9 protein-coding genes are annotated in these 14,594 nt (G+C 47.9%); 5 read left to right on the forward strand and 4 right to left on the reverse strand.

Translation table 11 applies throughout. The features are described 5' to 3' along the window. Positions 1–158 precede the first annotated feature (158 nt). On the reverse strand, positions 159–2,987 hold the full coding sequence (gene polA / locus DN92_RS08865) for a DNA polymerase I (RefSeq protein WP_173960894.1): 2,829 nt from the start codon (positions 2,985–2,987) through the stop codon (positions 159–161). Between the two features lie 117 nt (positions 2,988–3,104). On the opposite strand from polA, the gene DN92_RS08870 reads away from it, so the two are divergent. The 3 genes from DN92_RS08870 to DN92_RS08880 are packed head-to-tail and all read left to right on the forward strand — an operon-like array spanning position 3,105 to position 5,276. Further along, complete coding sequence (locus DN92_RS08870; protein WP_254598286.1) at positions 3,105–3,476, forward strand: hypothetical protein; 372 nt, start codon at positions 3,105–3,107, stop codon at positions 3,474–3,476. 43 nt (positions 3,477–3,519) lie between these two features. After that, positions 3,520–4,497 (forward strand): homoserine kinase, encoded by a 978-nt coding sequence (locus tag DN92_RS08875; protein WP_173960896.1) that lies wholly within the window; start codon positions 3,520–3,522, stop codon positions 4,495–4,497. Then, positions 4,494–5,276 (forward strand): BPSS1780 family membrane protein, encoded by a 783-nt coding sequence (locus tag DN92_RS08880; RefSeq protein ID WP_173960897.1) that lies wholly within the window; start codon positions 4,494–4,496, stop codon positions 5,274–5,276. The genes DN92_RS08875 and DN92_RS08880 overlap by 4 nt, the downstream gene beginning before the upstream one ends. Before the next feature lie 12 nt (positions 5,277–5,288). On the opposite strand, the gene DN92_RS08885 is transcribed toward DN92_RS08880, so the two are convergent. After that, on the reverse strand, positions 5,289–7,679 hold the full coding sequence (locus tag DN92_RS08885) for a UvrD-helicase domain-containing protein (RefSeq protein ID WP_173960898.1): 2,391 nt from the start codon (positions 7,677–7,679) through the stop codon (positions 5,289–5,291). A gap of 24 nt (positions 7,680–7,703) precedes the next feature. On the opposite strand from DN92_RS08885, the gene DN92_RS08890 reads away from it, so the two are divergent. Beyond that, positions 7,704–10,604, forward strand: a complete 2,901-nt coding sequence (locus DN92_RS08890) for a valine--tRNA ligase (protein ID WP_173960899.1) — start codon at positions 7,704–7,706, stop codon at positions 10,602–10,604. A 36-nt stretch (positions 10,605–10,640) separates the two neighbouring features. Next, positions 10,641–11,525 (forward strand): UTP--glucose-1-phosphate uridylyltransferase GalU, encoded by an 885-nt coding sequence (gene galU, locus DN92_RS08895; protein WP_173960900.1) that lies wholly within the window; start codon positions 10,641–10,643, stop codon positions 11,523–11,525. Between the two features lie 116 nt (positions 11,526–11,641). On the opposite strand, the gene DN92_RS08900 is transcribed toward galU, so the two are convergent. Together DN92_RS08900 and alaS are read right to left on the reverse strand one after the other, a co-directional pair. Further along, positions 11,642–11,869, reverse strand: a complete 228-nt coding sequence (locus DN92_RS08900) for a sulfurtransferase TusA family protein (RefSeq protein WP_173961314.1) — start codon at positions 11,867–11,869, stop codon at positions 11,642–11,644. Positions 11,870–11,877: 8 nt separating this feature from the next. Beyond that, the gene (alaS, locus tag DN92_RS08905; RefSeq protein WP_173960901.1) at positions 11,878–14,502 is read right to left on the reverse strand and encodes an alanine--tRNA ligase; all 2,625 of its coding nucleotides are present in this window, start codon (positions 14,500–14,502) and stop codon (positions 11,878–11,880) included. Positions 14,503–14,594 lie beyond the last annotated feature (92 nt).

Below are 14,594 nucleotides of genomic sequence, written 5' to 3' on the forward strand. Positions count from 1 at the left end.
CGTGTTGCTGAAAATAGGAAGTGCACTTCTCCCAACGATCTTGCGCAAGTGCGAAACCTATTTGCTTCGCATCCTCCATAACACCGCCTCTATCAGACGATCCCGTCTGCGAGCATTGTTTTACTGTATTTTTCATATTGATTGCCTGATTACCTTACTTAATGCGCTTCTTCCCAATTATCGCCAATCCCAATACCAACTACTAGAGGAACCTTAAGATCAGCCACTTTGCACATCAAGTCAGGTAATTTCGCTTGTAACAGCTCCAACTCATCCAAGGGTACGTCAAATACCAATTCATCATGGACTTGGAGCAACATCCGCGTCTTTAATTGCTCTTTTTCTAGCCAGTTTTCCACGGCAATCATGGCTAATTTAATCAGGTCGGCTGCTGTTCCCTGCATTGGCGCATTAATCGCTGCACGCTCGGCACCTTGGCGACGAGGACCATTTGAGCCCTTGATCTCAGGTAACCAGAGGCGCCTCCCAAAAACAGTCTCCACATAACCATTCTCGCGTGCTTCAAGGCGAGTGCGCTCCATGTATTGAGCAACCCCGGGATAGCGATCGAAATATTTAGCAATATAGTTTTGCGCGGCTGAGCGCTCAATCCCCAAATTGCCAGCTAGACCAAAAGCACTCATGCCGTAGATCAAACCAAAGTTAATCACCTTAGCATAGCGACGCTGCTCTGAAGTCACAGCCTCCAAGGGCATACTAAAAATCTCGGCGGCGGTAGCCTGGTGAACGTCCTTGCCAGCCGCAAACGCAGCTAGTAAATTCTCATCCTCAGCAATATGCGCCATGATGCGTAATTCAATTTGCGAATAGTCAGCCGACAAGAGCTTGCAACCTTCTGCCGGAATAAATGCCTCACGAATACGACGACCTTCTTCTGTTCGCACAGGAATATTTTGTAAATTCGGCTCACTAGAAGCTAAGCGTCCCGTTACCGCTGTTGCCTGAGAAAAATTGGTGTGCACTCGCCCAGTCTTGGGATCCGCCATCCGTGGGAGCTTCTCAATATAGGTTGACATTAACTTAGCGAGGCTGCGGTAATCCAAAATACGTGCTGGCAAGGGGTAATCTTCGGCCAGTTTCTGCAAGACCTCCTCATCCGTGGATGGTGCACCTGATGGCGTCTTCTTAATTACCGGGAGTGCTAGTTGCCCAAATAGAATTTCTGCAATTTGCTTTGGTGATTGAATATTGAATGGCTGACCTGCAAGCTGATGAATCTCACCCTCTAAGGCAAGAAGACGCTTACCAACCTCCTGACCTTGCTGCGATAGTAAGGCTGAGTCAATCCGAATACCATTACGCTCCATGATGCCCAAGACGCGCATGGCTGGCATCTCAATATTTTCATAAACATACAATAGTCCTGGGCTGGCTTGGATTTGCGGCCATAAGGCCAAATGTAAGCGCAGAGTAATGTCAGCATCTTCAGCAGCATAATTGGTCGCAATCTTCAAATCTACTTGATCAAAGCCAATTTGATGAACACCCTTTCCGCAAACTTCTTCATAGCGGATGGTCTTCATGCCAAGGTGTCGCTCGGCCAAGCTGTCCATATTGTGTGGCATATGCGATTCCAGCACATAGGACTCTAGCAAAGTATCAAACTGAATACCTTGCAAAGTCACGCCATGGTTTGCAAAAATGTGCGCATCATACTTTAAGTTTTGTCCTACTTTGTAATGCGCAGCGCTCTCGAGCCAAGGTTGTAGTTTCGCTAAGACCAACTCACGACTTAGTTGATCCTCTCCATTTAGATGTGCTACCGGTATGTAGCAAGCATCACCAGGAGCCACACATAAGGAGATGCCCACTAACTCTGCAGCTAGGGCATCTAAGCCAGTGGTTTCAGTATCTACGGCTGTTAGCTGAGCACTCTCGATCTTTTTTAACCAACGCTCCAACGCGATCTCATCGACCACACACTCATAACTTTTTTCGATGGCGCTCTGCAAGTCTGTAGTCTCTTGAGATAGCGCTGTTGTGGCTGCTGTTGCGGTTGGTCCAAATGGACTGCTTACCGTTTTTTCCTTGGCTTCCAGAACAACTTTGATTGGACTTCCTGCCAAATCAAAACCACTACTCACTTCTGAAGCTGACCCGCTGAGCTGCTTCTCCACATCGCGTAGCCAAGTTTTAAATGCATAACGCTCAAATAGTTCGCGTAAGAGTGGCGCATCCTCTGGCTTCGCATGAAGATCATCCAAACTGGGGAGATGAGAAGATAAATCGCAATCGGTTTTGACGGTAATTAACTGTCGAGCCTGCAGAAGCCACTGCAAGCTGTTGCGCAAGTTCTCCCCCACAACGCCTTTGACTTGATCGGCATTCGCCATCAAATTATCTAAGTCGCCAAACTCAGCCAACCATTTGTTAGCAGTTTTTGGACCAGCCTTTGGAACTCCAGGGACGTTATCTACCGTGTCACCAATGATGGAGAGGTAGTCCACAATCCGCTCTGGAGGTACGCCAAATTTTTCGATCACACCCGGAATATCAAGCTTCTCATTGGTCATCGTATTGATCAAGGTAACGGAGTCATTTACCAGTTGAGCTAAATCTTTGTCGCCGGTAGAAATAATGGTTTCCCATCCGGCTTCAGTGGCCTGGCAAGCTAAGGTTCCAATCACGTCATCAGCCTCAACTCCAGAAACCATTAATACAGGCCAGCCTAAGGCTTTGACCATGGCATGAATCGGCTCAATCTGCTTCACCAAGTCTTCGGGCATGGGAGACCGGTGCGCCTTGTACTCCGAGTACATTTCGTCCCGAAAAGTCTTACCTTTGGCATCGAAAACACAGGCAATGTGGTCGGCTTGAAGTTCCGACCGTGCCCGGCGCATCATATTCACCATCCCATAGATGGCCCCCGTTGGATCACCCGCCCCATTTCGAAGGTCTGGCATGGCATGAAAGGCGCGGTAGAGGTAGCTAGAGCCGTCTACCAACAAGAGTCTATGTTTAGTCATACCGCAATCGTACAATCTAGTTGCTAACTGTTTACAGATCAGGTTCAAATACTCCTGAAATACGGCCAAAAAAGGTGAAAAACGATGCACGCTCTTACAAACTTACTCCACTCTTCTGTGAGCCAAACCCTTGTTCTAACAAGCTTTTTGGTGGCTTTTGCCCCTTTTGGCCTGCACTCAGCGCAAGCTCAGAGCAACAGCCAGGCATTGAGCCCATCAGAACTGCAGCGCATTAATAATCAGCCCTTAGCACCTGCTGTAAGCGCATCTGAAGGTACAAAAGCCCCTCAAGGCCGTAAACCGAGCTTTCAGCATAAAGAGGTCTCTGGCACTGAAATTACCGAATATAAAGATGCCAATTCACCGACTCAGGTAGATGTGAAGACGCGCTACACCACTTATGAAATGGCGCCACCAGCTACCGTCATGCCTGGAGTGCCGAAGGAAACTGATCTCATCAGCGTGCCAAGCATCAGCATTCCTTTTTAAGCTTGATGACTCATCCCATCCGCACATCACCGTTTAATTAGCCATGGCCGTCTTCACCCCCATTGAGCTAAACGATATCTCCCATTGGATCTCAACGGATTTTGATATCGGGCACGCCATCGATATTCGTGGCATTCATGGTGGGATTGAAAATTCTAATTTCTTTCTCGACACCGAGAAAGATGGCGAGAAACGTGAATATGTTCTGACGATTTTTGAGAGACTGTCTGCAGCGCAACTTCCTTACTATTTAGAGTTAATGCGTCACTTGGCCAATAAAGGCATTCCTGTGCCTAAGCCACTTGAGAATAAACATGGTGAAATTCTATTCACGCTCAAAGATAAGCCAACAGCGATTGTCAGCAAACTGCCAGGCCTCTCCCGGCTGGCGCCCGAAGCAAGCCATTGTGCTTTAGTTGGCGAGAATCTAGCAAAGATGCACTTGGCCAGCTCAGACTTTCAACACACTCAAGAAAATCTTCGCAGTCTTTCTTGGTGGCAAAAAACGGTTCCGCAGGTTTTGTCACACCTGAGTGAAACTCAAAAAGAATTACTCATTACTGAACTCGCTACTCAAGAACAATTCTTTGCCTCCGAGGCATACGCATCCTTACCCCAAGGTGCGAGTCATTGCGATCTCTTCAGAGACAACGTGCTCTTTGATCCCCAGAGTATGAGCGATGCCTCGCAGGACCAACTTGGGGGTTTCTTTGACTTTTATTTCGCCGGTACAGATAAGTGGCTGTTTGATTTAGCAGTAACTGCAAATGATTGGTGTCTTGCTGAAAATAAACAAGATTTAGATCCTATAAGATTTAAAGCGCTGATGGATGCGTATCAATCGGTTCGCCCACTAACCAGTGAAGAGCTGACAAGCTGGCCGCTAATGGTGCGCGCTGCAGCTCTGCGCTTTTGGATTTCTCGCCTATGGGATTTTCACCTACCGCGCGACGCTCAAATGCTCACCCCACATGATCCCCGTCATTTTGAAAATATTCTCTTAAGCCGCAAAGCGATATGAAACTAAACTCCGTCAGCCCTAAAGAGGGCTATACCTGGATACGCCAAGGCATCTGGTTATTTAAACAAAATCCTCTGGGATTTTTGATGCTGGTATTCATGTATATTTTTGTTGCCCAGCTAGCAGTGCTCGTTCCAGTAATTGGTGTTTTTGCAGTGCTGCTGCTCACGCCAACTTTATCAGTTGGATTTATGACAGCCTGTCGACAAGCGATTCAGAAAGAACGTATTCGTCCGTCGGTCTATTTGGTGGCCTTGCAGTCAACACCGTTGATTCGTAAACGTATTCTGCAATTAGGTTTGGTTTATTCAGCCCTCATTCTGACTCTCAGCTTTAGCTTAAGTATGCTGGTGGATTTTGAATTACTTTTGCCGCTCATGACTGGTGATAAGCAGATGACACCAGAAGCAATTAGTCAGATCTATCTGATTCTATTTTTTGGTGGCTTGCTCTACGTACCAGTAGCCATGCTGATGTGGTTCTCACCTGTGCTCATAGCTTGGGCCGAGATGTCTGTTCCGCAAGCACTCTTTTCAAGTGCAATTGCTTGCTGGTCAAATCGTGGCGCATTCTTTATGTATATCGTCATTTGGGGTGCGATCTTAATTGCCATCCCATTAACCATTGGATCTATCTTGGATGTGCTCGGTTTAGGTCAAGCCGCCTCATTCATCATTGCTCCACTGTCAATGGCTGGTCTCACGGTCATGCACTGCTCTTTCTTTGCAACCTGGAAAGCGTGCTTCGCTGAACAAGAATCAGCAAAGCTCATTGCTTAGCAATACAGTCCTTTAGTTTATTGCTGCAAGCTTGGCAATGCTGAGTTGCAGCCACTTCACACCATGACGTTTGAAGTTCACTTGGGCGCGGGCATCAGCATCATTGCCTTCTAAGCCCGTAACCCGGCCTTCTCCAAATTTCGTATGAAACACATTTTGGCCAATCGTAAATGGGTAATTGCCTCGTGGCGGCGCAGCCATTCTGGTGACGGTAGTGGAGGCAGAACCAACGCGCCCAAGTTGTTTGGCCGGTCTCTGACGATCGCTGCCAGAGTCAAAGAAATCATTGGTCTCGGAGTCGCGCTGACGGGTATAGCCATCTTGCCAAGTAGATCCTGATCGACCGGCATTACCGTAACTATTACCTCCACCCCAACGGGCATCTTTGACTTTCGGAGTGAGCCACTTCAAAGAATCTGATGGCAACTCTTCCAAGAAGCGGGATGGCATGTTGTAACGCACTTGACCATGCAACATTCTGGACTGGGTGTGAGAAAGATATAAGCGCTCCTTGGCGCGGGTAATGGCCACATACATCAAGCGGCGTTCCTCTTCCAAACCATTCTGCTCATTAACGCTATTCTCATGAGGAAACAAACCTTCTTCCAGTCCGGTAATAAATACGGAGGTGAACTCCAAACCTTTAGCAGAGTGCACCGTCATCAACTGAACAGCATCTTGACCTGCTTGTGCCTGGTTATCGCCCGCCTCTAAAGAGGCATGCGATAGAAAAGCTGCTAATGGTGAAACCTCCACAATACCCGGTGCATTTTCACCTGGCAGAGTAGCGGCAGTTGCATCTTGGCCATAACCCTCTTCCGCAATAAATGCAGTCGCTGCATTTATTAATTCTTGTAAGTTCTCTACCCGATCTTGACCTTCGCGTTCAGAGAGATAGTGCTGAATCAATCCGCTATTCTGAATCACGAACTCGACTGTCTCAGGCAAAGTGTTGTGACGAGTCGCTTCACGCATGTGATCAACTAAGCGCACAAATCCGCCCAAGGAAGCGCCGGCTTTACCATCCAAAGTCGATGCCGCTAAATACAAAGAACTGTTTTGCGCGCGAGCCGCATCTTGTACAGCCTCAATCGATCTGGCACCGATACCACGCGTTGGGAAATTGACCACTCGCGAGAAAGAAGTATCGTCGTTTGGATTCTCTAGAAGGCGTAAGTAGGCTAAAGCATGCTTAATCTCTGCACGCTCGAAGAAGCGCAATCCACCATAAACACGATAGGGAATCGCTGCAGAAAATAGGGCATGCTCAATAATGCGTGACTGGGCATTGCTTCTGTAGAGCAAAGCAATTTCAGTACGCTTGATACCACTGTTTACTAAAGCTTTGATCTCATCAACAAGCCAAGCAGCTTCCGCATGATCGCTTGGCGCATCGAAGATGCGGACTGGCTCACCATGACCTGCATCAGTACGCAGATTTTTACCAAGCCGATCGGTGTTATTCGAAATCAGGTAATTAGCAGTATCCAAGATGTGGCCATGCGAACGATAGTTCTGCTCAAGCTTGACCATCATCGGGTGATATTGCTGCTCATAAAGGCGCATATTCTCAACGTCTGCGCCACGGAAAGCATAAATACTTTGGTCGTCATCGCCTACTGCAAAGACCGCACTGCTTCCAGCACTACTAACATTGATACGACTAGCATCGTGCCCAGAAAGCAATTTGAGCCAAGCGTACTGCAAGGCATTGGTGTCTTGAAACTCATCAATCAAGATGTGACGGAAACGCTCTTGGTAATGGGTCCGAATCGCTTCATTATGTTTAAGCAATTCATAGCTGCGTAGCAAGAGTTCAGCAAAATCAACCACCCCTTCACGCTGGCACTGCTCATCGTAGGCTTCGTATAGTTGGGCCATCTTGGCCTGGAAATCATCGCCTACGGATAGCTCACGAGCGCGTTGGCCACGCTCTTTGGCATGGGCAATGAAGTATTGCAGCTGCTTCGGAGGGTATTTCTCATCATCGACCTTTAAACCCTTTAAAAGACGCTTAATGGCGGATAACTGATCCTGCGTGTCCAAAATCTGAAAAGTAGAGGGCAAACCAGCCTCTTTGTGGTGTGCGCGCAATAAACGGTTGCAAAGTCCATGAAAAGTGCCGATCCACATACCACGGGTATTAATGGGCAACATGGCACTTAAGCGCAACATCATCTCCTTGGCAGCCTTATTGGTGAAGGTCACCGCTAAGACCCCAATAGGCGAAACCTGGCCTGTTTGGATCAACCAAGCTATACGGGTCGTGAGGACGCGGGTCTTGCCGCTACCGGCGCCAGCCAAGATCAGGGCGGACTGAGCCTGACCATGTTGATTGACGGGCGGGAGGGTCACTGCCTCGCGTTGTTCTGGATTAAGGTTTGCGAGGAGGTCTGAGTACATCGCCCCAATTATAATTTGCCTCTTATGCCAAATGCTTCGAATACCCCTAATTCTCCCAATTCCCCATTAGCCAGTTCTGTAGACGAACTAGCCAAATCCTACGAACCTGCGCCAATTGAAGCTTATTGGGGTCCGGAATGGGAACGTCGAGGCATTGCCGACGCCACCCTAGATGAGGGTAAGGGAGATTTCTCCATCCAACTGCCACCACCGAATGTGACTGGCACACTACATATGGGTCATGCCTTCAACCAAACCATCATGGATGGCCTGGTGCGTCATGCCCGCATGTCTGGAAAAAATACTTTGTGGGTACCCGGCACGGACCACGCTGGTATCGCCACGCAAATCGTTGTTGAACGCCAGCTTGATGCGCAAAAAATATCTCGTCATGATTTAGGTCGCGAGAAATTCTTAGAAAAAGTTTGGGAGTGGAAAGAAACTTCCGGCAATACCATTACTCGTCAGATTCGTCGCTTAGGCGCTTCGATTGATTGGGGTAAAGAATATTTCACGATGGACAGCAAAATGTCCAAAGCTGTCGTGGAAGTATTTGTACGATTGCATGAGCAAGGCTTGATCTATCGCGGCAAGCGTTTAGTGAACTGGGATCCCGTGCTCGGTACTGCTGTTTCAGATTTAGAGGTGGTGAGCGAAGAAGAAGATGGCTCGATGTGGCACATCCGCTATCCCTTGGCTGATGGCTCTGGACACCTCACCGTAGCAACCACCCGCCCTGAAACTTTATTGGGTGACGTTGCCGTCATGGTTAATCCAGAAGATGAGCGTTACAAACACCTCATCGGTAAGTCTGTGCACTTACCGCTATGCAATCGTGAGATCCCCATCATTGCCGATGATTATGTTGATTTAGCCTTTGGTACTGGCGTGGTGAAAGTAACACCTGCACACGACTTCAATGACTATGCTGTTGGTCAACGCCATCAGTTGCCACTCATCAATATTTTGACTCTCGATGCCAAGATTAATGAGAATGCACCTATCGCTTATCAAGGTCTTGAGCGCTTTGCAGCTCGTAAGCAAGTAGTAGCTGATTTAGAGGCTGCAGGACTGTTGGAAAAAGTACAGCCTCATAAATTGATGGTGCCCCGCGGCGATCGTACCCAAACCATCATCGAGCCGATGCTCACTGATCAGTGGTTTGTTGCCGTCTCCAAGCCGAGTCCAGATAATCAATATCAACCAGGCTCCTCGATTGCCGGCGCCGCTTTAGATGCCGTAACCAAGGGTGATATCAAGCTTGTTCCAGAAAACTGGATTAGCACCTACTCGCAGTGGTTAGAAAATATTCAGGACTGGTGTATCTCACGCCAACTCTGGTGGGGCCATCAAATCCCGGCCTGGTATGGCGATGATGGGCAAATCTTTGTGGCTCGCTCTGAAGAGGAGGCCAAAATCAAAGCGGCGGCTGCCGGCTACACCGGACAACTCCAACGCGATCCCGATGTCTTAGACACCTGGTTTAGCTCTGCACTAGTGCCGTTCAGTTCATTAGGCTGGCCAGAAGAAACACCTGCCCTCAAGCATTTCTTACCTTCATCAGTATTAGTTACCGGTTTTGACATCATTTTCTTCTGGGTCGCTCGCATGGTCATGATGACTTGCCACTTCACGGGCAAAGTGCCATTTGATACGGTGTATGTACACGGCTTAGTTCGTGATGCCGAGGGTCAGAAGATGAGTAAGTCCAAAGGCAATACCTTAGACCCTATTGATTTAATTGATGGCATTCAGATTGAAGATTTGATTGCGAAGCGCACTACCGGCTTGATGAACCCTAAACAAGCTGAGAGTATTAGCAAAAAGACCAAGAAAGAGTTTCCGGAAGGCATTCCCGCCTTTGGTACTGATGCGCTGCGTTTTACTTTCGCATCCCTCGCATCCCTTGGGCGCAATATTAATTTTGACCAAAAGCGTTGTGAAGGCTATCGTAATTTCTGTAACAAGCTATGGAATGCCACCCGCTTTGTTCTGATGAACTGCCCAGGCAGCAATGAAGAAAATGGCTTTGCGCCATGCGATAGCGAATGTGGTCCTGAGGGTCAGTTAGACTTTTCTCCTGCCGACAGATGGATTGTTTCTCTGCTACAAAGAACTGAGGCTGATGTCGCAAAAGGCTTTCAAAACTATCGCTTTGACAATATTGCCACCAGTATTTATCAGTTTGTCTGGGATGAATATTGCGATTGGTATTTAGAGCTTGCAAAAGTTCAGCTACAAACCGGAACGCCTGCGCAGCAACGTGCGACCCGTCGTACCCTCTTGCGTGTTTTAGAAACTATCTTGCGTATGGCTCATCCACTGATTCCATTCATTACTGAAACCCTTTGGCAAACAGTGGGTCCGAAGGTAGGCAAAGAGTTAGCAAAGCAAGATAAACAAACCATTGCTCTACAGCCCTACCCTGTTGCGCAGCTCGATAAGATTGATGAGCAAAGCGAAGCTTGGGTTGCTCAAATTAAATCCATCGTGGATGCTTGTCGTAATCTGCGTGGTGAGATGCAAGTTTCGCCTGCGCTCAAAGTGCCTTTATGGATCAGCGGACCACAGGATTTCTTAAAGAAAGCCAGCCCATATTTGACTGCGTTGGCAAAGCTCTCCGAAGTCAAAATCTATGATGATGAGTCCGCTTTAGAGAAAGATGCGCCTGGGGCACCAATGGCCTTAGTCGGAAACTTGAAGTTATTACTAAAAATTGAAGTGGATATTGCAGCCGAGAGAATTCGCCTGGGCAAGGAAATTGAGCGTCTGGCCAATGAAATCACTAAGGCACGTAGTAAGCTAGGTAATGAGAGCTTTGTGGCTCGAGCCCCAGAAGAGGTTGTTGCTCAAGAAAAACAACGTCTTGCTGGTTTTGAGCAAAACCATGAAAAGCTTGTTGCACAATTCGAGCGACTCAAATAACAATAGCCTATTAAAAGCAAAGCGATCGGAATTTCTATGCCATTAAGTACTAAAGCTGTTACCAAAGCTGTCTTTCCTGTCGCGGGTCTAGGAACCCGCTTTCTGCCTGCTACTAAAGCGAGTCCGAAAGAGATGCTCAATGTGGTGGATAAGCCGCTCATCCAGTACGCAGTTGAAGAAGCAATCGCTGCTGGTATTACTGAAATGATTTTTGTAACTGGTCGTAGTAAGCGAGCGATTGAGGATCACTTTGATAAAGCCTATGAATTAGAGGCTGAGCTTGAAGCTAAAAATAAAACTGCTTTACTGGAGATTGTTCGTAGCGTTAAACCAAGCCATGTGGACTGCGTCTATGTCCGTCAACCAGAAGCGCTGGGTCTTGGTCACGCTGTTTTGTGCGCAGAAAAACTCGTGCGTGACGAGCCCTTTGCCATCATTCTTGCAGATGACTTACTCGACGGACAGCCAGCGGTCCTCAAGCAAATGCTCAAAGTATTTGATGAGCAAAATGGCTCCGTGTTGGCGGTAGAGAAAATTGATCCTGCCAAGAGCAGTTCTTACGGGATTGTGGATGGTATTGAAGTTAGCAAGGGCATCTATCGTCTCAACGGAATCGTAGAAAAGCCCCAGCCTCAGGATGCCCCTTCTAACTTAGCGGTAGTGGGTCGCTATGTTCTTTCATCAGATATCTTCAAACATATACGCAATCTCAAGCCGGGTGCCGGCGGTGAAATTCAGCTCACAGATGCGATCGCCTCTTTACTTAAAGAAGAACCCGTATTTGCTTATGAGTATGATGGCGTGCGCTATGACTGCGGTAGCAAGCTAGGCTACCTGAAAGCTTCTGTTGAGTTCGCCTTGCGCCACCCAGAGGTCAGTACAGAGTTTGCTGCCTACCTCAAAAGTCGCTCTTTAACCTAGGCTGTACCTCGGATCTCTTGTGAGATGAAAGTAAAAAGGCAGAAATCGCTCTCTGCCTTTTTATTTTTTAGAAGTATCGAATTTCTACAAATGAGACGATATAGATTGATTCACTCTCATCTTCTCTTGAGAAAAAATACCAATACATCACCTTCGTTAGTGCTGGAGAGGAGCTCATTACCAGTTTGCTTCGCAAATGCGATGAAATCATGAGCTGCACCTGCATCAGTTGCCTTCACCTTCAAAACTTCACCAGACTGCATGGTGGCTAAGGCTTTCTTGGTACGCAAGATTGGGAGAGGGCAATTCATACCAATGGCATCTACCTCGAGATTAAATTCGATCGCATCGCTCATTTAGATGCCACCCAATCTTTTACACCAGCTAGTGCCTCACCCAGCTTGCTAGGGTCAGTGCCGCCAGCCATCGCCATCTCCGGCTTACCCCCGCCCTTACCGCCAACCTGTTGGGCAACAAAGTTCACAAGGTCACCTGCTTTCACCTTCGAAATCGAGTCTGCAGTCACACCAGCAATCAGACTCACCTTATCGCCTTGTACTGAGGCTAGAACAATAGCAGCGGTCTTGAACTTCGCCTTTAGAGCGTCCATAGTCTCTCGCAATACCTGCGCATCAGCGCCATCTAAACGAGCAGCCAATACTTTGAGGCCGTTGACATCAATTGCTTGGGTGGCCAACTCATCGCCTTGGCTAGCAGCCAGCTTAGAGTTCACTTTGTCTAACTCACGTTCAGCCTGACGCAGGCTTTCTTGTAGTTGAGCAACACGATTCACTAGATCACCGGGATGGGTTTTTAGGATCGTAGCCGCTTCATTAATCTTGTCCTCTAAACCCTGCAAGAAGTTCAATGCGTTTTTACCGGTTACCGCTTCAACTCGACGAATACCGGCAGCAACGCCGCCTTCAGAAACAATCTTTAGGCTACCGATATCACCAGTGCGGCCAACGTGAGTACCTCCACAGAGCTCTTTGGAGCTACCAATTTCTAGTACGCGGACTTCATCTCCATATTTCTCACCAAAGAGCATCATGGCACCAGTTTTCTGAGCATCCTCAAGGGGCATGACTTTTCCGGAGGTGGCAGTGTTGGCCAAAATCTCGGTATTCACAATATCTTCCACACGACGAATTTCAGCCGCAGTAATGGGAGCATTGTGTGTAAAGTCAAAACGGGTTTTACTAGCATCTACTAATGAGCCCTTTTGCTGCACATGTTCACCAAGCACTTCACGTAGTGCCTTATGCAAGATATGTGTAGCACTATGATTGCGCATAGTCTCTGTTCTTTGTTCCACATCTACCAAGGCATTGAGGACATCACCCACTCTAAGCTCGCCTTCATGAACTTCGCCTTGATGCCCAAATACATCTGCCTGAATCTTGAAAGTATCCTCAACAGCAAAACGCACTGATTCATTACGCAACTCGCCTTTGTCACCGACCTGTCCACCGGACTCAGCATAAAAAGGGGTGTTATCTAAAACAACTACAGCTGCATCACCAGCCTTCACAGATTGCACAGCAGAGCCATCTAGATAAAGCGCAGTGACTTTGGCACCCTCATGCTTCAGGGTGTCATAGCCATGAAATTGTGTTGGCTTGCCAGAGTACTCTAAGCCTTGGGCTACCTTGAACTTGCCAGCTGCTCTTGCTTGATCACGCTGCTTTTGCATAGCCAATTCAAAACCATCAGCATCCACGGAAACATCACGCTCACGGCAAACATCCGCCGTGAGATCTAATGGGAAACCAAAGGTGTCGTGCAAGCGGAAAGCAGTTTCGCCATCCACTGTCTTAGCACCACCAGCCAGAGCGTTATCCAGAATCTCCATACCATTGGCAATGGTCTGAAAAAAGCGCTCCTCTTCTTGCTTAATCACTTCACTGACTTTATCTTTAGCCGCCTGAAGCTCGGGATAGGCCTGTCCCATCTCTTTTACTAGCGCAGGCACGAGCTGATAGAAGAAGGGTTTGCGTGCACCCAATTTATAGCCATGACGAATTGCACGACGAGTAATACGACGCAGAACATAGCCACGACCCGCATTACCAGGAATAACACCATCGACAACAATAAAGCTGCATGCACGGATATGGTCAGCAATCACTTTGAGTGATGGACTAGTGGAATCGCAATTCTCACCACCTGCAGTATCCACAGCTTCTTTAGCCGCTTTCAATAAATTAACGAACAGGTCGATTTCGTAATTAGAGTGCACGTGCTGTAACACGGCAGCAATACGCTCGAGCCCCATACCGGTATCTACGCTGGGCTTTGGCAGCGGATGCATATTGCCAGCTTCATCGCGGTTAAATTGCATGAAGACGTTATTCCAGATTTCAATATAGCGATCGCCATCTTCTTCAGGACTACCTGGAGGACCGCCAGCAATGTGGGGGCCATGATCGTAAAAGATCTCCGTGCAAGGACCACATGGCCCTGTATCGCCCATCATCCAAAAATTGTCTGAGGCGTAACGTGCGCCCTTATTGTCACCAATCCGAATAATGCGCTCAGCCGGCACACCGATTTGCTTATTCCAAATCTCATAAGCCTCATCATCTTCTGCATAAACCGTCACAAGCAGCTTGTCTTTGGGAAGCTTTAGGACATCCGTCAGGAATCCCCAAGCAAACGCAATCGCATCTTGCTTAAAGTAATCTCCAAAAGAGAAATTACCCAGCATCTCAAAAAAGGTATGGTGACGGGCTGTATAGCCAACGTTATCCAGGTCGTTATGCTTACCTCCGGCGCGAATGCACTTCTGAGCAGTGGTGGCGCGGCTGTATGGGCGCTTATCAAAACCCAAAAAAACGTCCTTAAACTGATTCATACCCGCATTAGTGAATAGCAGGGTAGGGTCATCTCCCGGCACTACAGGGCTAGAAGAGACAATTTGGTGGCCTTTTTGGGCAAAGTAGTCCAGGTACGCCTGGCGAATTTGAGAGACTTTCATGTGAATAATTATCGCATTGGCACCAGTCGGGGGCAAACCCTTGGTAAAGCTCCCCAATCCTGCCTTACAATCCCGTAACACTAATAAATAGA

Source organism: Polynucleobacter arcticus (genome assembly GCF_013307205.1).
GTDB lineage: Bacteria > Pseudomonadota > Gammaproteobacteria > Burkholderiales > Burkholderiaceae > Polynucleobacter > Polynucleobacter arcticus.

Excerpts from the sequence above, each read along its gene's own strand:
- polA (WP_173960894.1), bottom strand. The coding sequence starts at position 2,987 with ATGACTAAACATAGACTCTTGTTGGTAGACGGCTCTAGCTACCTCTAC.
- DN92_RS08875 (WP_173960896.1), top strand. The coding sequence starts at position 3,520 with ATGGCCGTCTTCACCCCCATTGAGCTAAACGATATCTCCCATTGGATC.
- DN92_RS08880 (WP_173960897.1), top strand. The coding sequence starts at position 4,494 with ATGAAACTAAACTCCGTCAGCCCTAAAGAGGGCTATACCTGGATACGC.
- DN92_RS08885 (WP_173960898.1), bottom strand. The coding sequence starts at position 7,679 with ATGTACTCAGACCTCCTCGCAAACCTTAATCCAGAACAACGCGAGGCA.
- DN92_RS08890 (WP_173960899.1), top strand. The coding sequence starts at position 7,704 with ATGCCAAATGCTTCGAATACCCCTAATTCTCCCAATTCCCCATTAGCC.
- galU (WP_173960900.1), top strand. The coding sequence starts at position 10,641 with ATGCCATTAAGTACTAAAGCTGTTACCAAAGCTGTCTTTCCTGTCGCG.
- alaS (WP_173960901.1), bottom strand. The coding sequence starts at position 14,502 with ATGAAAGTCTCTCAAATTCGCCAGGCGTACCTGGACTACTTTGCCCAA.